The organism is Alicyclobacillus sp. ALC3, from assembly GCF_028751195.1.
Classification (GTDB): Bacteria; Bacillota; Bacilli; order Alicyclobacillales; family Alicyclobacillaceae; genus Alicyclobacillus_L.
On sequence record NZ_CP066784.1, the window covers coordinates 40,039 to 61,267 of the forward strand.

Consider the following 21,229-nt stretch of genomic DNA (forward strand, 5'->3'; position numbering starts at 1 on the left):
ATGAACAAGCCCATCCCCTCTAGCCAGGAGATAGCGGACGGGGAAAGTGTACGAGACCGGATTATGACTCGCCTCCTTGAGCGCCGGAATGAATTTGTGTCGGGAGAAGACTTAAGCGCTGCAGCAGGCGTGTCGCGGACCGCTGTATGGAAACACATCCACGTTATGGAACAGTGGGGGTTTGTCTTTGACTCTAGTCCCAAAAAAGGTTACCGCATGACCACAGTACCAGATCTGCTGGTTGGTCCGCTGTTAAAGCCGCGCCTTCCCCAGTCATGTGTGCTCGGACGACACGTCGTGTTTTTGCCGGAAACGGCGTCCACGAACGCAGTGGCCATGGAACTGGCAGCGAGCGGTGCCGCTGACGGGACCCTTGTCACAGCTTGGGAACAGACGGGAGGACGCGGTCGGCGCGGTCACGCTTGGTCTTCACCGCGCGGTGGGCTGTGGATGTCACTTGTGTTGCAACATGCGCTTCCCCTGGCGCGCGCGGCAGAACTCACTCTCCTCGCCAGCGTCGCCGTCCGTCGCGCGGTGAAAGACGCGTGGGGCCTTACTGCAGACATCAAGTGGCCAAACGACCTATTGATAGCTGGCCGAAAAGTCTGCGGCATTTTGGCGGAAATCAGAGCTGACGGGGAATCTGTCCAGCACGCCGTGCTCGGCATCGGGATCAACAGTGCCATTGAAGCGGATGCATTTCCGGATGAGTTGGCTGCAATTGCGACCTCGCTTCAGGCGGTTGCAGGGCGCTCCGTACCGAACCTTACCCTCGCAAGCGCCATCTTGCGCGAGTTAGAACCTATGTATCTTGACCTGTGCCGCGGGGGGAGTGGCTTTCTGGCAGTTGCAGAAGAGTGGCGCAGCGCGTCGATAACACTTGGGCGACACATTGCTGTACGAACGGCGAACCGAACGCACACAGGAACAGCTGTTCGCATGGATGACTCGGGAGCGCTGCATCTTCTGGTCGATGGCGGAGAAACCATCGTGATCCACAGCGGTGACGTGCTATTTTAAGGTGAAAGTAAAGAGACCCTCGGCCGCTGTATATTGGCTCAGTTGTGGAACATCCTAGAAAATGATGGTTGTCTCACAATTGAGGAGGGATAGACGTGTTCGATCAGGCGTTCGCGACTCTGTTTCGTGCGGTGGACCGGGTGCGAGTCCAATTGGAGACAGCGGACGCAGAGTTGCGCGAGCTGCTGGCTGAAGAGTTACATGAACTTCGACACCTGGGCAACGCATACGTGGACCACTGGCTGGCGCTTGACGAGCAGATTGTCGAACTGATGGACAGTTACGACCTCCTCGCCGTGAGTGAATCGGTATCTCCTGATTACGATGTCAGCGAACTGCATGTCTGGCTGGACTCTGAAAGTCTGGGGTCTGGCGCACAGTTACCCCTTGATGTCACAATCGAAGCAAGTGGAACGGATAGCGCTCCTCGCCCTGGCAACGCCATTCCAATACCAAGCGCACACGTTGGCGAGCACTATCTCCAGGGCATCGAATCTGGCCCTGTGCCCGAACTCGACTGGGTATTTTTGTCGTCCGAGCCGATTACGGCGTCGTTTCGCAAAGGCATGGGATACTTCGACTTACTGCTGTTCGATGAAGCCGCCTTGGCCCTGCGTCAAGTCGTTCAAGCAGCGCCGAATCCGGTCGCTCGCATTTACCTTGCAGCTTCACTGTCCGCAGAAAAGGTCTCGGAAGAGGCCCTGGTACAGCTGACCATTGCAAGAGAGTCTACGGATGACGACCGGATTCTCTGCGCTGCCAACGAAGTAGAAGCGCACCTGAGATTTCGCGTTGGTGACGTTCCGGGAGCGATTGCCTGTCTGCAGGACAGTGCTGTGCGTATGCCGGAGTATCAGGATGTGTGGTACAACCTTGGCGTCTGTCTCGCAACACAGGGGGCTTTTTCAGAAGCTTCCTATGTCCTCGCCCAAGCGGTCGCTCTCGACCCGCATGATGTGGATGCGATTTGCCTGCTCGCCGAAGTACAGTTGCGCGATGAGAACGCAGAGGCGGCGCGACAATTGTGCGAACAAGCCATTGCTCGAGTCGGGCGCCATCCACGTGTCCTTGAAGCTCTTTGCCGCATCTACTTTCACTTGCAAGAGGACACTCGCGGCCTCGCGCTGTGCCGCCAACTGTTCGACGCCTATCCGCACCTATCGACGCCGTGGCGACTTGCCGCCTGGACCTTGGTTCGTCGAGAAGACCCGGACCAGGCGCTCGCCTTGTTAAAAAAACGCTTGTCAGCAGCGCCCGACGACGCGCGAAGCCTTCTGCAACTCGGCGTCGTTTACTTGCTGAGACAAGACTACGACCGCGCCGAGTCTGTCATTCTGCGCTCACTCCCAAAGTCTGCGGACAAAGGGATGGTCTGGATTATCCTGGGCCGCGTGAGCGCTGCAAACGGACTCCACGCCAAAGCGCATCGCCGTTACTTGCGCGCTCTGCGTGACCCCCGTCGGTCCGTGAAACGACTTGCCTTGTACTACGCCGGGCTTAGTTTCGCTGATGCAGGTCGCCTGCGAGAAGCGGAGAAGTACCTTCAGGCAGCGCTCGTTCTTGGCACAGCCAACCCTGCGATTCTCATTGCACTCGGTCGCACTGTGGACCGTCTCGGACGACACAGTGAGGCAGATAAGTTGTTTTCGCGCGCTGAGGAAAGTGTTGGGGCCTCGTCCCCGGTCTCCGGACTCTGATACAATGAGGGTATCCTGAGGTAAGACCGGGGAGGACGCTCAGTGGACTTCGTCGTATATGACCTGGAGACGACGGGGCTGCGCCCCGGACAAGACGAGATCATCGAAATTGGCGCCGTACGCTCGGAGCACGGCGTCGTTACGGCTACATATCACAGTTTGATTCGGCCACTGTGCAACGTCCCTGACGAAATTCTGCAACTCACTCAGATCGCGCAGAAAGACCTTGCGACTGCGAGAAGTCTGTCAGAAGTACTGCCAGAGTTTCTTGCGTTTATTTCTGGTGGCCGCCTAGTTGCCCACAATGCTCGCTTCGACTTCAACTTTCTCAAATCTGCCTGCGAACAAATTGGACAACCCCTGCCGACCTCAAGCGACTCTCTCGACACGTTGGTGCTTGCTCGCGTTCTTCTGCCGACAGAGCGTTCACATCGCCTTGAAGACCTTGCGAATCTGCTCAGTCTCCCGCTCGAGACGGCGCATCGCGGCCTGTCGGATGCGCTGACCACGCAGGCTCTTCTCTGTTCTCTGCACAACTTGGCCCTAGAACTGCCGCTCCTGACACTGCAACAATTGGAGCGCCTTGCAGGTATGTTTTCACCCCTGACTGCCACGTGGTTCGGCGACCTGGCAGAAGCGCGCATGCGCAAGTACGGAACAGTGCGTCCTCAAGGTACTTCGCAAGTGCTCGACCTCGTCTACTCTGCACGTACCGGAGGTAGCCAGGAGAGGTCCGCAGATGTGCAAACCAAACCAGATGGTCATGCGAGGACAGAGGGTGACAGCGAAGCCGAGGCCGAGGCCGGGAGTTGGTTTACTGCCAACAGTCCACTTGGCCAGGCACTGCCTTCGTTCGAAGTTCGCATCGGTCAGCAACAGATGGTCGATGCCGTCACAAGCGCGCTCGAGCATGACACACATCTAATCGCGGAAGCCGGAACTGGCACAGGAAAATCTTTGGCGTACCTAATCCCTGCAGCCCTGTATGCAGCCAAAACTGACAGCCGTGTGATGGTCGCTACTCACACCATTGCGCTTCAAGACCAAATCGAGCGGCGGGACTTTCCGACGCTGCGCAGTGTCATGGGGGTCCCGCTGTCCTTGGCTGTTTTCAAAGGAAGAACGCACTACTTGTGCATGCGTAAACTCGCTCAAGAGAACGCTGGCGCTGACTTTGGCACACCACAAGGAGAACTTGAGGCATACATGACGTTAATGCGGTGGGTCGTGGACACCCCCGCCGGAAACCGCGAGGAGTTGGCCTTCACGAACCGGCTGTCGGAGGTCTGGCACCGTGTCCAAAGCGAAACCGAAACGTGCATCCACAAGCGCTGTCCGTTCTTCCAAGATTGCTATTACTTCCGAGCCCGGGGCGCAGCCTATGAAGCCGACATTGTGGTCACCAATCACGCGCTAGTGCTGTCTGATTTAAAAGCAGAGCACCGCGTGTTGCCACGCTACGAAAAGGTGGTGTTCGACGAAGCGCATCACCTTGAGGAAGCCGCCACCAAGCACCTGGGTTCAGAAGTGTCCGCGCCGCAAATTGCGGTCTCACTGGGCCGGATTCTTCGCGACGGTGGCAAGCACGGCGTCATCGCCGAGTTGTCGAACCGCCTCGCGGAAGCAACAGACAAAAACGGGCGGTCCGAAACCGTCCTGGAGTCACTTCGTGAAGCCGCTCTGGACGTGCGAGCAGCGGTGGACGAAGCTTTTTCTGCGCTTGGACAATTGATTGGGCCCGGCCAGTCGGAGTTGCGCATCACGAGTGAACTGACACTTTCGCTTGCATGGAAGGCGTACCTCGGTCAAAGCGACCGTCTGCAAGACTTATCTGCAAAACTGCTTCATCACGCCGATGAACTCGAAGCACTGGCAGAACAGCAATCGGATTCTGACCTCGGCGGGCGAATGCTCGACGCTGCTGGATTTGTCCGTGAGCTCACTGGGCGACTAGGCACCTTGTGTCAAGCTGGGTCAGCCGGACCAGAGTGGGTGGTCTGGGTTGAGAAGAGCGGCTACGCAGACCGTCCGTTCATCAGCCTGCATGTCGCGCCAATCGATGTCGCTGGCATCTTGCGCAGCACCTTGTTTGAAACCAAAGACACGGTGATCCTAACTTCTGCAACGTTGTCTGTGGACGGAAAATTTGACTACATCCGCGAGCGACTGGGGCTTGACGACAACTGCGCGCACGATGTCGAAGAGGTCTCGGTACCCTCTCCATTTGACTACTCGCGCCAGGCGCTGTTGTGCGTGCCAACGGACATTCCGGAACTCGCAGGCATGCAACCGGAACAAGCCGCCATCTGGGTGGCTGACTCCATCTTCCAACTGGCGCGCGCTTCCCAAGGTAAGCTGCTTGCTCTGTTCACCAGTCACGTGATGCTCCGGGCGGTAGCGCGTGCGCTCCGCGATCCGCTGCAGTCCATCGGCTTGCGTGTGTTTGCACAAGGAGTTGACGGTAACCGCGCACATCTGTTGGAGTCGTTTCGCCAAGGGACAGCAGGAGTGTTGCTTGGGGCGCAGTCCTTTTGGGAAGGCATTGACCTACCAGGAGATCAGTTGACAACGCTGGTCATTGTGCGACTCCCGTTCGCACCGCCGACACACCCGGTCACGGCCGCTCGGCACGAGCGCCTCGAACAGCAAGGAAAGAGTTCCTTTTGGCACGCAAGCTTGCCAGAGGCTGTGGTTCGCTTTCGCCAGGGCTTTGGCCGCCTCATCCGGACCACTGCAGACCGAGGTGTCGTCGTGGTCTACGACAAGCGCATTATCACAGCCCGTTACGGCCGAGCATTCGTGCGCTCACTCACTGGAGTGCGCCCGTTCGTGGCCCCGGAGCAAGACGTGATTGACCGCGTCGCTGTGTTTCTTGCGCCAACCGACAACCTGCATAACGCCTCTACATCGGCCCACACTAACTGACAGCACCCTGAACACGAGAGGGGGAGTCAGTTCATGCACACGATGTGGAAAGGTGCAGTCAGCTTTGGCTTGGTCAGTGTCCCGGTGCGCATGTTTGCCGCCACCGAGTCGAAGGACATCAAGTTGCGCTATTTGCATCAGGCCTGCAAGACGCCGCTCCAGTACACCCGCACTTGCCCGCACTGTGACCGCGCCGTGGAGTGGGAAGAGATTGTGCGCGGTTTCGAATACGAGCCGAACCGGTTCGTGATCATCGATGAAGACGAACTCAAATCTGTCGGAAAGTCGCGTTCTCAGACGATCGATATCGTCGACTTCGTTGAACTGACTGAAATCGACCCAGTCTACTTTGACAAAACATACTACATTGCTCCGGAGACAACCGGGATCAAGGCGTATCGATTGTTGCAAGCGGCGATGCAGGAGACAGGGAAGATCGCTGTCGCAAAGACTGTGTTGCGCAACGCCGAGACTCTCGCCTGCGTACGTACCCACAAAGACCTGCTGGTCGTGGAGACGCTATTCTGGCCAGACGAAGTACGCGCAACTGATGAACTCCCAAACCGCAGTGCGGTTGCGGACGCACATGTCGACGCCAAGGAACTGCAGATGGCTGTTACCCTGGTCAGCCAGCTAGCGACCGCGTTTGACCCAGGCCGTTACGTCGACGAACGACGTGCTGCGCTGGACACCCTGATCGCTGGTAAAGTCGCTTCATCCGAAGTAGCGCAGGCACCTGTGGTCTCAGCCCAACGAGAGAACATCGTTGACTTGATGCAGGCGCTACAAGAGAGCATTCGCCGCAGTGCGGATGCTGGTCGGACCGACAAACCTGCACCAAAGCGGGCGGCTGGCAAGAGTGGGACAGTAGCTGGGAAAAGCGCTCGCCCTTCAAACGGGAAGGCTGAGTCTGTCGCTGCACCCACTGCCAAACGCGCCAGAGCGAAGCGGACGTCGTCCGGATGAAGGCACAAATGGAAATTCAGGCAGAACACACGGTCGCCGTCTCAAATCCGGACAAACTGCTCTGGCCCGAAGCGGGCATCTCGAAAGCTCGGTACATGCAGTATTTGGTTGACGTCTCACCTTGGCTGCTAAGGCATTTACAGGACCGCCCAATCACAATGATCCGCTACCCTGACGGCGTGCACGGACATTCATTCTATCAGAAGGATTCACCTGCGGGTACGCCCGAATGGGTTCGAACTGTACCGGTGTGGTCTGAGGACCGCGAAGACTACATCCACCCGGTCGTCATCGACTCCGTGGCATCGCTGCTATGGCTTGCCAACTTGGGGTGTCTGGAGATGCACGTCGGCTTTGCCACTGTGCGCGACCCGAACACACCAACAACAATCGCGTTCGATCTCGATCCCACGGCCCCAGGCTTTGAGAGGGTCCGGAAAGTGGCGCTTGCGCTTCACGCCGTGCTCTCTGACCTGAATCTTCCACACGTCGCGAAGACATCTGGCGCGACGGGTCTGCAAGTGTTTATTCCGCTCGCCAACGACGACGCGCCCCACGACTACGCGACAACTCGCGTCTTTACATCGGCTGTGGCACAACACCTAGGGGAGTTGCTGCCAGAAGACGTGACACTCGAGCGCTTGAAAAAGAATCGCGGCGAGAAAGTGTACGTGGACTACCCTCAACACGGCCACAACCGCACATTGATTGCACCGTACAGCGCCAGGGCCACAAAGACAGCCAACGTGTCAGCACCCGTGCTTTGGGATGAACTGGAACAAGGTGTCGTGCCTGAAGACTTTACGGTTCTGAATATGGCCGACAGAGTTCACCAAGTCGGGGACTTGATGAACTGTGGAGTTGGCATCCGACTGCAGGAACTCACTGCAAACTTGTCAAAACATGCGGCCCACATTCAAGTATAATGGGCTTGACACACTGAACAGCACGTCACTGAGCGTAGCATCAGGAGGATTTTCTTTGCAGGCAGACTTTGCAATCATCGGCGGGACAGGCGTCTACGACGCCGAACTTTTGGAGTCTCCGGAAGTGGAGACCGTGCGCACTCCTTATGGCGATGTAGAACTGGTCAGCGGAGTATACAAGGGTAAGCGAATCGCCTTTCTGCCGCGCCACGGCCGTGGGCACAGCGTGGCACCTCATCGAATCGCGTACCGCGCAAATATGTACGCTCTGAAGCAGCTGGGCGTCACGCAAGTGCTTGCGACATCCGCAGTTGGCTCACTTCAACTCGACTGTCCACCAGGAGCACTCGTCATTGTGGACGATTTCCTTGACTTCACCAAATCACGCGTTGGTACCTTTTTCGACGACGACCGTGTCGTGCACGTCGATGTCACGGACCCCTATTGCCATCGGCTGCGAGGAGTGTTGGCACAGACGGCCCACGACCTCAATATTGACGTTCGTGCAGGCGGCACCTATGTCTGTACGGAAGGACCGCGGTTCGAGAGTAAGGCGGAAATCCGCTTTTTTCAGTCCAACGGCGGCACTGTCGTCGGCATGACCAATGTACCTGAAGTTGTTTTGGCCAAAGAGGCAGAACTCTGCTACGCGACCGTTTGCATTGTGACCAACTACGCAGCTGGGCTCAGTGCTCTGCCGCTGACACACGAAGAGGTTATTGAACAAATGGCTGTGAGCATCGGTGACGTCCGTCGCCTGTTTTTTGAGGCGCTTCTACGCCTCGACAACTCACGGGACTGCCGCTGTCCGACTGCTGTCAGTGGCAACTCACAGCTGACAGGAGTGGCTGGCGAGGAGGCTGACGCTTGAGGTCGCTGCGCTTTATTGACGGCAAACTGGAACTCCTCGACCAACGCAAATTACCTCATCAGACTGTCTGGCTCACGTGTCGGGACGCCTTTGACGTCGCACAGGCCATTCGCGATATGGTCGTCCGCGGTGCGCCGGCAATTGCGACTTCAGCCGCCTACGGGCTCGCGATGGAAGCCAGCCAAGCCCGCGACCTCGGCGACTTAGACCTGCAAGCGCACCTTGGTCAGGCAATCGAAGCGCTTCTGCAAAGTCGACCTACCGCAGTGAATTTGCGGTGGGCGATGACGCGAATGACCCAAGCGCTGAAGCCGGAGGTGCGGGGGAAAGTCAGCATAGAAGATGCCCTGCTCACAGAAGCAAAGGCAATTGACAGTGAAGACATAGCGACAAATCAAGCGATTGGCCACTCCGGACTCTCCCTTTTCGCCGGCCAGACTGGACTGCAAGTGCTTACGCACTGCAACACAGGCAGCCTTGCCACCTCGGGGTACGGAACAGCGCTCGGAGTCATTCGGAGTTTGCACGAAAGCGGTCAACTGCAATCCGTGTGGGTTGACGAAACCCGTCCATATTTACAAGGTGCTCGTCTCACAACCTACGAATTGCAGGAAGAGAATATTCCCTATCAACTGATTACCGACAGTACGGCAGCCCATGTGATGCAACAAGGGTGGGTAGATGCAGTGATTGTCGGCGCGGACCGCATTGCGCGAAATGGAGATACAGCCAACAAGATTGGCACCTACTCGCTCGCGGTACTTTGTCACTATCACCAGGTTCCGTTTTACGTCGCAGCGCCTTGGTCGACATTCGACCTAGAGTTAGATAGCGGGCAAGCTATCCCGATTGAAACCCGCAGTGGCGAAGAAGTCACGAGGATGGGCGATACGCTCTTGGCAGCGGTTGGCGCGACTGCGCTACACGTGGCTTTTGACGTGACGCCGCACGAACTTATCACCGGGATTGTCACAGAGCGTGGCGTGATTACACATCCAGACACACAGAGCATAACCCTGCTGACCTCGGAGCGGGATAGGGAGGAATTGCATTGAGTCGAACCCTGATTGAAGTTGGCGCATTGGTCCAGTCGGCAGAACAGGTCTGGAACGAGCCCAGTTATGTGCTCTGTGAAGGCGACCGAGTAATCGCGGCGGGACCGGGCCAATACACTGGAGACAAAAGGGACTTAACCGTGTTTAAACGGCCCCAAAGCGTGGCCATGCCAGGGCTTGTCAATACACACGGCCATGCTGCGATGACGCTTTTGCGCGGCGCAGGAGACGACCTCCCGCTCCAAACTTGGCTCACGGAAAGGGTTTTTCCCATGGAGGCAAAACTCACAGGTGACGCAATTTACTGGGGGACTCTGCTGGCCTGTTGGGAAATGCTGCGCTCGGGAACGACGTGTTACACCGACATGTATATGTCGATGCACAACGCTGCACAAGCAGTGTCTGACAGCGGCATGCGCGGCGTTTTGTCATGGGGAATGGTCGGACTTGACGAGACCAGCGCAACCAACGGCATAGCGAACAGCCGCTCGTTCGTCAAAACCTGGCACAAGCAGGCCGACCGGAGAATTACCGTGACTCTGGGCCCGCACGCACCATACACATGCCCGCCGGCGTACCTGCGCGAGGTAGCGGACCTGTCCGCAGAACTAGATGTCGCCATTCAAATCCACCTGAGTGAGACCCGGGCCGAAGTTGAGGAAAGTCTGAGATTGTACAATAAAACGCCGATCGCTCATGCTGCAGACTGCGGTCTTTTTGAACGCCCGCTACTGGCGGCGCACTGCGTCCACGTGAGTGCCGACGACATCGAACTCATGAAAGCAGCAGGTGTACACGTAGCACACAACCCACAAAGTAACTTAAAATTAGCTTCTGGTATTGCACCCCTTGTCCAAATGAAACAAGCTGGGTTGACAGTGGGAATCGGAACGGACGGAGCAGCGAGCAACAACAACCTCGACATGTTTGAAGAAATGCGGTTGGCTGCGACTCTGCACAAAGCGACAAGCGGCGACGCTGCTGCGATTCCGGCTCGAACCGCGTTTGCCATGGCTACGGCAGACGGCGCCGCCGCCGTGTTTCAGGAACCGTTGGCTGGCACAGTGACGGTTGGCGCACCAGCCGATATCACTTTACTCGACATGCAAAGCCCGCACTTCCTGCCGACGTACGACCTGATTTCCAACATCGTGTATTCTGCCGGGGCAGACGATGTGACGGACGTCTTCGTGGCAGGCAAACCGGTAGTTGTTCACCGCGAGGTACAAACACTTGACACCGAACGCATCGCGTACGAGACAAAGCGGATTCACTCTGTGCTCCTCAGTCATTCCTGAATCATTCAGGTACAAGCAATGGAGTGCGCAAACAGGTCTCGCAAGTCAGCGCTGATTCGTCTGGTTCGGAAAACGCCGCGGTCCACAAGTCGAGTTCGCCCTGCAGAAGGAGCTTGTGGCGCCTCACAGCTGCGGGGTGTGACGGAACCGGTTCACGATCGGGGACCGACATCGGCCACACACCTCCTCGCTCTGTAAGGGTAGTATGGGCTCTGGCGAGCACGGTATGTGACGTGATTCTTGGCAGGAGAGGAGACATTCCATGCGCATACTGGTTTCCAATGACGACGGCATTGATGCGCCGGGCATCCGCGCGCTTGCAGCTGAGCTTAGCCCGCTTGGTGACGTCGTGGTCGTCGCACCCGACCGTCAGCGCAGTGCCGCTAGCCACTCGATTTCCATTCATCACCGACTCTACGTAGATGAAGTCAGCATTCCACTCCCAGGTGCAGTGGGTTACGCAGTGAGTGGCACACCAGTGGACTGTGTGAAATGGGCTGCGGTCACTCTCGGCAAAGAGCAACCGTTTGATTTTATGGTCTCCGGGATTAACGAAGGGCCGAACCTGGCAACTGACGTGCTTTACTCCGGCACAGTCGCTGCTGCCGGCGAAGCGGCGCTGCTTGGCATGAAGGCTGCGGCCTTTTCGCTGATCGGCCCTGAGTTCCCGTTTGACACCGCAGCAAAAGTCGCTCGGCAGATTGTCGACCGCTTCATCTCTTTCACATGGCCGGTCGATACGTTTCTCAACGTCAATCTGCCTCCGGAGTGCGAAAACGCCCCATGGCACGTCGTGCCGCTTGGCGCTCGTGGGTACCATAACATTTTTCACAAGAAGGTCGATCCCGAAGGTCGGACCTACTACCGTCACGCTGGTGAGGCAGTGGACGACCTCAGCGACACGTTGACAGACAGTCAAGTCCTGCAGGCAGGCGGCGTCAGCCTGACCCCGCTGACGTACCATTTTACAAACGAGTCCATCCTTGGTAGTCTAAAAACAGCGTTTCTTCACGGCGAAACGGCAGAGGAAAGGTGAACTGAAGTGGAGGATAAGCTCTCTGTCATCGGCACACACATCTGTACGGCAACCGATGACTTGTATTTGCTCGTGGACTTTCTCAACCGCAATTTGAAGGACAAAGACGTCATTTTCGGCCTGTCACTGGCGGAGGACCAGCCGGGGAAAATGCTCGTTACCTTGTACCGCTCCTGATGTTGCGTTGGAAGCGAATGCTCTGGACAGCTGCAGTCGCATTTTTTCTGGTCATCGTTGCACTTGTCGTCGCGGCCTGGGACAACGTGTCGAGTGAATGGAACGTCGAACAAGCTGCCGCCCAATTCGCCCTGAACCATTCGCCAATCGAGAAAATCAGTTCGCACCAGGTGTTTACCGCGAATCAGGCGCAAGAGGTGTTTTACGGCACAGACGCATTCGGACACAAATGGTATGCGTTTGTTTACGGCGATCCGTTCGTCGTGCACGCCGTACCTGCAACTGGGCTCCTGACAAAACAGCAAGCCGATGCGGTGGCAAGCAAGTCTGGAGACAAGCCGCTCAGTACCCACATTGGGTACCTCGACACCGCGGCTGCACAGACGTTCCATACGTCTGTCGGTGCAGTTTGGGAGGTCTACGCGCAACTTCCAAACGGAACCGATGTCTACTTATATTTCCGCGCGAACAACGGCAAAGCCGTTTGATCAAGTCGGTTTGTACCAATATGTGTAGTAAACATAATATGTCTTTCATGTTATACTAGACATGTGGAAACTCCCGTTCTAGAGGGCTTTCACATATGTGCGCGCAAACACCGGGCCCCGCTCAGTCGGGGCAGGAGTTCAACACGACAAGGGGGCGGGTCTATGTCCCGTGTGCGCCTGATACCGATCGTCTTAATCGTGCTGATTACCCTTGGCATCCTTGTTGCTGGATACCAGACGTATCGGCACTTGAATTTTATCAACCCCCTGCAAACCCGTCTCCAACAAAACCCGGCGGTTACGACTGTACACATCGTCGGCGGTAATCCGGCGGTGATTCGCATCGGGTTGAAGTCCGTGTCAAAGCTCAACAACCAGGACCTGCAGACCACATATCATCGGTTAATGGCGCTGGTGGATGGCACGACGAACGCGCCGGTGCAACTGCAATTCATTGACCAAAGCGACAAAACGCTGACGAGTGACTACGAGCAGATGGCACCTATCCTGTATCAAGGTCTACGCAAAGGCAACTACACCCAGATGATCGCCGATTTCAAACAACAAGCGGCGAAAGACGGGATTCAGTCGGCGGTCACGATGGATCAGCAGAATGTTTACGTGGAGTTGTGGGACTCGTCCAATCATTATTTGTACGATGTCATTACGTATCAAGTCAGTCAAGGAGGTGGGGCGGCTTGATTAAAGAGTGGGTCATCGGCGTAGGTGTAGCGCTCTTGCTGTTCTTCGCAATCTTGGGTCAAAACGTCCTGCCCCTATTTTTCCTGGCAGCACTCGCAGTCGGTTTTTGGCTGATGATGGAGCGGCGGTCAACAGCCCCAGCCGTAGCGCGTGAAACACCAGTCAAGCACCAGGTGTCGTTCGAGCAAATCGGCGGACAGGAGCACGCGAAGCGTGAACTGATGGAGGCGCTCGACTTTCTGCGTTACCGAGACCGTATCAAGTCTCTTGGAATTCGACCGTTGAAAGGTATTCTTCTGACTGGACCTCCTGGGACTGGTAAGACCATGATGGCAAAGGCAGCTGCGACGTACACAGACTCTGTCTTCCTCTCCGCCGCCGGCAGTGAGTTTGTCGAAATGTATGTCGGTGTAGGTGCACAGCGAGTCCGTGAAATCTTTCGACGTGCGAGAACCATGGCCAAGAAAGAGAACAAGGACAGCGCCATCGTCTTTATCGACGAAATCGACGTTGTCGGCGGACGGCGTGGTCAACACAGTCACCAGGAATACGACCAGACACTGAATCAGTTGCTGACCGAAATGGACGGCATGTCTACAACACAGACTCCGCTTGTCCTGGTTATGGCAGCGACCAACCGCCCGGACATCCTGGACTCTGCTTTGCTTAGACCGGGTCGGTTTGACCGTCAGATTCGAGTCGATTTGCCTGACAAAGACGGTCGCTTGCACATTTTGAAGATCCAGGTAGAGGGGAAGCCTTTAGCGAGGGATGTCGACCTCGATCATCTTGCAAGGGAAACCTACGGGTTCTCCGGCGCACAACTTGAATCGCTGGTCAATGAAGCCGCGATTATCGCGCTTCGGCAGGAGAAGACCGAGATTAGTCAGGCGATGTTTCGCGACGCAGTCGACAAGGTATTGATGGGTGAAAAAACGGGCCGCAAGCCGACAGAGGACGAGTTGCAGCGCGTTGCTGTTCACGAAATCGGGCACGCGATCATCAGCGAACTGATGCGGCCTGGAACGGTCTCTCACATTACCATTGCGCCACGCGGCAACGCGCTGGGTTTCGTCCGACAGATTCCAGAGAGCGACCGCTACCTGTACACTGTGCAACAGTTACAACAACAGATTAACGTCGCGCTCGGGGGATGCCTTGCAGAGGAGTTGCACTACGGAAATCGCAGCACCGGCGCTCAGAACGATTTTGTCCAGGCTTCTCAGTTAGCACGCACCATGGTGAAGTGTGGTCTCAGTCGTCTCGGCATTGTTGACGAGGAGCACCTGCAGTCAAGCGTCCTGGATACGGAAGTTCGGTTTATCCTTTCCGAGCAAGAGCGCGAAACGCGCGAGGTCTTGCGGCCGTACGCAGAGGATATTGCCAACTTTGCAGACCACGTTGTCATCGAAGAGAGTATTGCCGGAAATGAGTTCCGCTCGTGGCTAGAAACAACATCCCACGAGAGTGATTCGACCGAAGTTGTGGCTGCTGAAGCAACTGACCTCCCGATACATCCGACCATTGGTGATGTTGGATTACAGGCCTGAGCCACAACAACGATGGCTAGTAAAAAATGAGACAGTGTGACAACCTTGTGAAGCCCGGAACCCAGTGGTTCTGGGTTTTGTACTTTGACCGAGTTTGTCTCATTCTCTATAATCTTGGTTGGAATGGAGGGAGCGCCGTGGCGAGTCCGGTGACAACAATACAAAACGTGGGGGCGTACGTCGGACAGACAGTACAAATTCACGGTTGGTTGTACAACAAACGGTCCAGTGGAAAAATTCAATTTTTGCAAGTTCGAGATGGAACAGGACTGATCCAGTGCGTCGCTGTGAAGAGCGAGGTGGGGGAGGAGATTTTCGAACGGTGTAACAGCCTGACACAGGAGTCGTCGCTGACCGTGGAAGGCGTTGTCCGTGAAGATGCAAGAGCTCAAAGCGGTTACGAGATCACGCTCGTCGCCGTCGAGGCTCTAGGAACGTCACAGGATTACCCGATTACGCTCAAGGAGCACGGTGTAGACTTTCTCTTGGACCATCGGCACCTGTGGATCCGCACGCCTCGGCAACGCGCCATCTTGAAAGTTCGCGCGGAGGTCATGCGCGCCGTGTCTGATTACCTTGACAGCCACGATTTTACGCGCGTCGATCCACCTGTGTTAACTCCATCTTCCTGTGAAGGGACGACGGAACTGTTCGAGACGCAGTACTTCGACGAATCGGCATACCTCACGCAGAGCGGCCAAATGTATGCGGAAGCCGCAGCCATGGCGCTTGGTAGAGTGTACTCCTTTGGTCCAGTGTTTCGAGCGGAGAAGTCAAAGACTCGCAGGCACTTGATTGAGTTCTGGATGGTTGAACCTGAGATGGCATTTGCCGAACACGAGGACAATATGCAAGTCCAAGAGGCACTCGTCACACACATCGTTCAACACGTTCTGACGCATTGTGAGGATGAACTCAAGGCACTTGACCGAGACGTTGCAAAATTGGCGAACGTGAAAGCCCCGTTTCCACGAATCACGTACGACGCTGCAATCGAATGGCTGAAGTCACATGGACATGAAATTGAGTGGGGAGAAGACTTCGGCGCACCTCACGAAAGCGCGCTTGCCGAGGAGTACGACCGTCCGCTCATCATCGAGCGCTATCCCACATCTGTCAAAGCATTTTATATGCAACCCGACCCGAACCGACCAGAGGTTGTGCTGTGCGACGACATGATTGCTCCTGAAGGGTACGGCGAAATTATTGGCGGCAGTGAACGCATCCACGATTACGAATTGTTGGCAGAGCGGTTCGAAACACACAATCTCCCAACCGACACCTATGCCTGGTATCTCGATCTGCGCAAGTATGGGTCTGTCCCGCATGCTGGATTTGGACTTGGGCTAGAACGTACGATCGCTTGGATTTGCGGGCTAGAACACGTTCGTGAAGCGATCCCGTTTCCTCGCTTGCTATACCGCCTGTACCCGTAGGCAAACATCCCTGCGTCGAACCGACAAACTTCGTGCCGGTTCGGCGCAGTCCATGCTATACTGTGTGAAGAAGAAGGGGGGCCGTGTTGTGAGAACTGAGGGCCCATCTGATGTAAGCACTCTACTGGGAACGCCGTTCGTGAGCGTTCCGTTTTCGCTCTTTGGACAGTTTTCCAAACTTGAACTACAGGCCGAAGAACTGGTTATGCTCCTGCAAATCCTCGCTGCAAGCCAGGTCCAGGGCAAAGAGTTACTGACGCCAAAAGAACTTGGCGACGCGTGTAACTTGTCCCCGGACGAAGCCGGCGCTTGCATGGAACGTCTTGTGGCTAGAGGTTGCCTTGCGATTGGAGAAAAGCAAGATGAGGACGGATTCTCCTGCAACTATTTCGACCTATCCCCACTGTGGCAGCGTCTCCAGGGCCCTACACAAGGTCCGCTCGTTGAGAGAACGGACACCGTTTCACTTTTTGAAGCCGAGTTTGGTCGGCCACTGTCCGGGTTTGAGTGTGAACAAATTCGCGCTTGGATATCGCGCGACGGACACCCTGAGTGGATGGTCGCAGAAGCTTTGCGAGAAGCTGTACTCGCCAACAAATACAGCTTTAAATACATTGACAGGGTCTTGTTCGATTGGCAACGGCATCGGGTGCGGACTCGGCAAGAACTTGAGCAATACCGCGAGAGTTATCGGGAACGCCAGAAAGCGCGAGAAGAAACTGCCGCCGGAACGACTCAACCTGCAAAACGTTCGAACCGCAGTGCAGACGTCGCACCCCGAGATGAACGTTATGCTGCTTTCTATCAACTGTTTCCGGATACCTGAGTAGAACTAGGATGGATAACCATCCAAGGCTGACCATGTGGCCGCAGTAGGAGGCAGCAACTCGTGAAGGTATTCGTAACCGGCGGGACTGGGTACGTTGGACGCGTTGTGGTGGAATCGTGTCTACAAGCTGGTCATGACGTAACCGTTCTAGCGCGATTGGACTCACAGCGTCCGACCCCGAGTGACGGGGTGCGAGTCGTCACCGGTGACCTGTTTGACGAATCCTTCTTAACCAAGCAGATGACCGGCTGCGATGCAGTCATTCACTTGGTCGGCATCATACGTGAACAGCCTCGCCGCGGTGTGACGATGGATCACGTTCACTTCGATGGCACGATGAGCGTCGTCCAAGCGGCTTCACAAGCGCGGATTCAGCATTACGTGCACATGAGCGCCTTGGGTACTCGCGCAAATGCTGTATCCAAATACCATCGGTCGAAATGGCGGGCAGAAGAAGCGGTCAGGCGGTCTGGCCTGTCGTACACAGTGTTTCGCCCGTCGATTGTGTTCGGAAGCGGCGGCCCCGGACCCAACTTTATTTCGCAACTGACTGACCTTGTGCGTTCCTCACCTGTCACACCCGTCATCGGGGACGGTAATACCTTACTCCAGCCTGTGCACGTGCAGACTGTCGCGGAGGCTTTTTGTCGCGCCCTGACTGTACCAGAAGCCCGGGGCAAGACGTACGAACTGGGTGGACCTGATGTCATCAGCTATCTGGACATCCTTCGTCAAATCGCGCTCTCTTTCCATCGCCGACTGTGGCCAGTGCACGTTCCCATGATGCTGATGAAACCCCTGACGACACTCTTACAACGCATCCCTGCTTACCCAATTACGCCAGACCAACTGGCGATGCTTGAGGAAGGCAGTGTTTGTACCGATCCTCACACCGTATATCAGGACCTACACTTATCATATAAACCGTTCCGCATTTGATACCATTGTACGAACGATGGAGGAGGCATGAGAACGGTGGCACAGCCGTCACCCGTCGAAACCTGCATTTTGCTGCACGGATTCACAGGTCTGCCGATGGAACTCGGTCCACTCCAGACCGCCCTCTGCGAAGCCGGTTATGAGGTTGAATCGCCCGCCCTCGCTGGACACGACGGGACATACAAAGCGTTAAGACACGTGACATGGGAAGACTGGGTTCTCAGCGCTGAATCAACCGCGCGCCAAGCCGGCGCGCGAGGTCCCGTGCACTTAATCGGTTTCTCAATGGGCGCACTAGTCGCGGCCATGGTCAGCTTGAGAACACCGGTCACGTCGTTGACACTACTCTCCCCGTCCATCTACTATGCACACCCTGTGCTCGCGCTCAGACAACTGAGGTTGTTCATGCGCGCTAGATTCAAACCAAATGGATTGGAAAGGGCATACGTAGAGCGCCGACCAAGCGGCTTTCTGTGGACACCACCGAATGCACTTCGGGAGTTTCGGCGGTTTGTTGCCATCTCACGCAGACACCTTGCCAACGTTACGGCTCCGTTGTGCGTCATTCAAGGCGTACAGGATGAAATTGTGCATCCTCGTGGCGCCTCGCTTGTATGTGGGTCAACCGCCTCTGTCCACAAAGAACTACACCTGCTCCCGTACTCTCGTCACCACGTCTGCTTAGATGTCGAATCGGACACCGTCGTTCGACTCATTACGACCTTTCTGCGGCAGGCTACGCAGACCGCTCTGGTTGGCAATTAGCCGCCAACTTCAGAGTGAGTTTCCGCAAAGGAAAATTTTCTCCCCGACACAGTTCGACATGTTGCAGCGAAAAACAGTGGTATGCTGTTTGCCGAGTTCCTGTGATTGACGTAGGTAAAGGACTGACAAAGTGAAGGATTATCGAAGCAGTGTCGATGAGAGTCCATTCGTTTGGTGCGTGGCTTGCAACCACCTGGCGGGTGCAGAAGGTGCGAGGCGGATGAAAACCGTATTCCGCGTTCACCCGGAAGCCGTGTACCCATACGGTTTATGCAGTGAACACCAAAAACACGAAATAGGCGGGATACCGCGTATAACGAGGCCTGCTCGGAAATCCTAGCACTTACGGAGGGATTTCATGGAGGTCATTACACCAATGGAACCGGTCGTCGCCGACCACGTTCCTGAGGGCCCACGCTGGATCACGCAGGTGAAGTGGGATGGCGTGCGGCTTCTCACTTACGCTCAGACGGCGTCGTCTGTACGACTTTTCAACCGCCATGGGCGGGAGCGAACCGTACAATACCCGGAACTTCTCGACGTTCACTCTTATTGCTCACAAACGCCGGTGATTCTCGATGGGGAAGTTATTGCTTTAGGCCCGAGCGGTACGCCGGATTTCCATGAAGTGATGCGTCGCGATGGAGTACGAAGACCTGAGCGTGTACCTGGACTCCTGAACACTGTACCAATCGCATACATGGTATTCGATATTTTGTTTTGGCAAGGAAATTGGATCACAACTTGGCCCTTATGGAAACGCCAGGAGCTGCTTCAAAGCGCGTTGTCCCCACACCCGACCGTTCACTATGTCGAGTCAGAGGCAGATGGGACTGCACTTTTTTTTGCCATGGAAATCAAAAAGATGGAGGGTGTTGTGGCAAAACACCTTGACTCGCCGTACCGCGTCGGACAAAAACACGGAGACTGGCGCAAAGTCAAGTTTTACCGCGACGTGACAGCCGTGATTGGCGGATTCACAACCGATCACGCCGGAGTTCCCAACGCACTGGTGTTGGGCCTATACGATGCGCAGGGAGACTTTTGGCTAGTCGGACAAGTAGGACCAGGGAAGCTTAGCCGGACAGAATGGACTGACTTAATTCGGCGGTTGCGAGACTCTGTGGCCCCTGTTTGTCCATTTACACGACGTCCACGAATACAGAGGGTGACTTGGGTCGCACCAACTGTGACAGTCAAAGTGTTATATCGGGAACTGACTCGGGAACGGCTCCTTCGTCAACCGACATTACAGTCGCTGACCACCGCAGCGGCAGCCGCCTGTACGTGGGACAGGGAAGGATTAGCCTCTACCTAAACATTACACCGTTTGTGTCGCGGACGCCTTATCGACGCGACGACGGAGGTTCGTCTTTTCACCGACGATGTAGCTTAGGTAAGGAATCTTGCTCACTACGTACGCGCCAACCGCCGACAAAACATATGACCCGATTGCTGTGAACGGAATCAGCAAGTAGTGGGCGAAGCCGTGCCAGTGCACGTGGTAGTCGATGGCTTCCGTGTAGTGAAGCGCGAGTGGTTGGAAGAGAAAGATGCCAAACGAGACGCCGCCGAAGAACTGGATAATGCGGCTCGTGCGCCGCATATTTGCTGTGGCTCGAACACGGGCCCACTTCATACCGATGAACCACAAACCAATCGATACCACCAAAGAGTAAGGCACCATGATTGGTTGCAGTGTATCCACAGCGATCCAATCCACAAAGTGAAACACTTGATGCGTAAGGAAATAGGTTGCCCAAAGCAAAAGAACCATGAGAACGACAGCGCCCAACACCAACTTAGTATGCGACCACACCCAATCCCGGATCTGCGCGTACTTTATCGAGATGATGGCACCGGCAATGAACCAAAATTGATACGTGAAAATAAGTTCATCGCGGTGGTGAATCAACAGGTTGATGAAAGGTGAAGAGAACTTCCATTGAGCAGGGTCGATGTACACTTGGTTCACGTACAAAATGGCCACTTCGATGACAAAACTCACCGCAAAGACCCACCCCAAGTGATTCTCCACTTTTTTCATAAACTTCAGCGCCAGCGGAAATAGGACGTAGAACTGCATGGACACCATGAGGAAATACAAGAAGAACATATTCGCGGACAATAACGATGCTCCAAATTTGGGCAACAGCACGGCGGGCGCCCAACTGAAGCCGGGTACGTAAGTCCCTTCAAATGCATAGTAAATTGCCGTCCACGCTACATAGGGAATCGCAATCAGTGTAATCCGCTTACGCCAAAACGAAAGGATTGCGTGCTGTCGATCATAGTACGTGTAAAACAGAACAACCCCAGTGATCAGCATGAACGTCTCTCGTGTGAAGTGAAAGTTCATCGTCAACATGTCTAGACCCAAGTTAGAAATTGAACCAGGTGTCGCCTGGACATCGAAAAAGGCCAAGGTGTGGACCAGGATGACACTAAAGATTACGAACGCGCGCATCAAGTCAATTTCATATAAGTGCTGCTTCTTCAGCTGACATCACCTCAATACAAGTCTGTACTTACAAGTATATCTTTGGCAT

General features: G+C 55.5%; 20 protein-coding genes. 18 read left to right on the top strand and 2 right to left on the bottom strand.

The genetic code is table 11. The features are described from left to right. From JC200_RS00215 to JC200_RS00250, 8 genes are all read left to right on the top strand, one after another. Positions 1–1,020 carry a biotin--[acetyl-CoA-carboxylase] ligase gene (locus JC200_RS00215; RefSeq protein ID WP_274434191.1) on the top strand — a complete coding sequence of 340 codons (1,020 nt, stop codon included), beginning with the start codon at positions 1–3 and terminating at the stop codon, positions 1,018–1,020. A gap of 95 nt (positions 1,021–1,115) precedes the next feature. Then, positions 1,116–2,717: a tetratricopeptide repeat protein gene (locus JC200_RS00220; protein ID WP_274434192.1), complete on the top strand. Its 1,602-nt coding sequence runs from the start codon at positions 1,116–1,118 to the stop codon at positions 2,715–2,717. Positions 2,718–2,759: 42 nt separating this feature from the next. Continuing rightward, the gene (locus JC200_RS00225) at positions 2,760–5,642 is read left to right on the top strand and encodes a helicase C-terminal domain-containing protein (protein ID WP_274434193.1); all 2,883 of its coding nucleotides are present in this window, start codon (positions 2,760–2,762) and stop codon (positions 5,640–5,642) included. A gap of 33 nt (positions 5,643–5,675) precedes the next feature. Beyond that, on the top strand, positions 5,676–6,608 hold the full coding sequence (ku, locus tag JC200_RS00230; protein WP_274434194.1) for a non-homologous end joining protein Ku: 933 nt from the start codon (positions 5,676–5,678) through the stop codon (positions 6,606–6,608). Further along, the gene (ligD, locus tag JC200_RS00235; RefSeq protein WP_274434195.1) at positions 6,605–7,534 is read left to right on the top strand and encodes a non-homologous end-joining DNA ligase; all 930 of its coding nucleotides are present in this window, start codon (positions 6,605–6,607) and stop codon (positions 7,532–7,534) included. Before ku ends, ligD begins: the two co-directional genes overlap by 4 nt. Positions 7,535–7,589: 55 nt before the next feature. Beyond that, on the top strand, positions 7,590–8,405 hold the full coding sequence (mtnP, locus tag JC200_RS00240) for an S-methyl-5'-thioadenosine phosphorylase (protein WP_274434196.1): 816 nt from the start codon (positions 7,590–7,592) through the stop codon (positions 8,403–8,405). Beyond that, a complete protein-coding gene (gene mtnA, locus JC200_RS00245) occupies positions 8,402–9,460 on the top strand; it encodes an S-methyl-5-thioribose-1-phosphate isomerase (RefSeq protein ID WP_274434197.1) in 1,059 nt (352 codons plus the stop codon). The genes mtnP and mtnA overlap by 4 nt, the downstream gene beginning before the upstream one ends. Then, positions 9,457–10,758 (top strand): amidohydrolase, encoded by a 1,302-nt coding sequence (locus JC200_RS00250; protein WP_274434198.1) that lies wholly within the window; start codon positions 9,457–9,459, stop codon positions 10,756–10,758. Before mtnA ends, JC200_RS00250 begins: the two co-directional genes overlap by 4 nt. 1 nt (position 10,759) lies before the next feature. Here JC200_RS00250 and JC200_RS00255 read toward each other — a convergent pair whose 3' ends face one another. Continuing rightward, complete coding sequence (locus tag JC200_RS00255; RefSeq protein WP_274434199.1) at positions 10,760–10,930, bottom strand: hypothetical protein; 171 nt, start codon at positions 10,928–10,930, stop codon at positions 10,760–10,762. Between the two features lie 90 nt (positions 10,931–11,020). On the opposite strand from JC200_RS00255, the gene surE reads away from it, so the two are divergent. The 10 genes from surE (at position 11,021) to JC200_RS00305 (ending at position 19,998) form a co-directional block, all read left to right on the top strand. Continuing rightward, entirely contained in the window at positions 11,021–11,794 is a 774-nt protein-coding gene (gene surE / locus JC200_RS00260) for a 5'/3'-nucleotidase SurE (protein ID WP_274434200.1), read from the top strand. 6 nt (positions 11,795–11,800) lie between these two features. Next, positions 11,801–11,971, top strand: a complete 171-nt coding sequence (locus tag JC200_RS00265) for a YpmA family protein (protein WP_274434201.1) — start codon at positions 11,801–11,803, stop codon at positions 11,969–11,971. A 17-nt stretch (positions 11,972–11,988) separates the two neighbouring features. Next, positions 11,989–12,459 (top strand): hypothetical protein, encoded by a 471-nt coding sequence (locus JC200_RS00270; RefSeq protein WP_274434202.1) that lies wholly within the window; start codon positions 11,989–11,991, stop codon positions 12,457–12,459. Positions 12,460–12,621: 162 nt separating this feature from the next. Then, the gene (locus tag JC200_RS00275; RefSeq protein WP_274434203.1) at positions 12,622–13,161 is read left to right on the top strand and encodes a hypothetical protein; all 540 of its coding nucleotides are present in this window, start codon (positions 12,622–12,624) and stop codon (positions 13,159–13,161) included. Then, positions 13,158–14,711 (top strand): AAA family ATPase, encoded by a 1,554-nt coding sequence (locus JC200_RS00280; protein ID WP_274434204.1) that lies wholly within the window; start codon positions 13,158–13,160, stop codon positions 14,709–14,711. The genes JC200_RS00275 and JC200_RS00280 overlap by 4 nt, the downstream gene beginning before the upstream one ends. Before the next feature lie 137 nt (positions 14,712–14,848). After that, positions 14,849–16,147: an asparagine--tRNA ligase gene (gene asnS / locus JC200_RS00285; RefSeq protein WP_274434205.1), complete on the top strand. Its 1,299-nt coding sequence runs from the start codon at positions 14,849–14,851 to the stop codon at positions 16,145–16,147. A gap of 88 nt (positions 16,148–16,235) precedes the next feature. Beyond that, positions 16,236–16,973 (top strand): DnaD domain-containing protein, encoded by a 738-nt coding sequence (locus JC200_RS00290; protein WP_274434206.1) that lies wholly within the window; start codon positions 16,236–16,238, stop codon positions 16,971–16,973. Between the two features lie 63 nt (positions 16,974–17,036). After that, on the top strand, positions 17,037–17,915 hold the full coding sequence (locus JC200_RS00295; protein WP_274434207.1) for a complex I NDUFA9 subunit family protein: 879 nt from the start codon (positions 17,037–17,039) through the stop codon (positions 17,913–17,915). A gap of 36 nt (positions 17,916–17,951) precedes the next feature. Continuing rightward, entirely contained in the window at positions 17,952–18,680 is a 729-nt protein-coding gene (locus JC200_RS00300) for an alpha/beta hydrolase (RefSeq protein WP_274434208.1), read from the top strand. 358 nt (positions 18,681–19,038) lie between these two features. Beyond that, positions 19,039–19,998 (top strand): ATP-dependent DNA ligase, encoded by a 960-nt coding sequence (locus JC200_RS00305; RefSeq protein WP_274434209.1) that lies wholly within the window; start codon positions 19,039–19,041, stop codon positions 19,996–19,998. Between the two features lie 3 nt (positions 19,999–20,001). Here JC200_RS00305 and JC200_RS00310 read toward each other — a convergent pair whose 3' ends face one another. Further along, a complete protein-coding gene (locus tag JC200_RS00310) occupies positions 20,002–21,150 on the bottom strand; it encodes an acyltransferase (RefSeq protein WP_274434210.1) in 1,149 nt (382 codons plus the stop codon). Between the last annotated feature and the right edge of the window lie 79 nt (positions 21,151–21,229).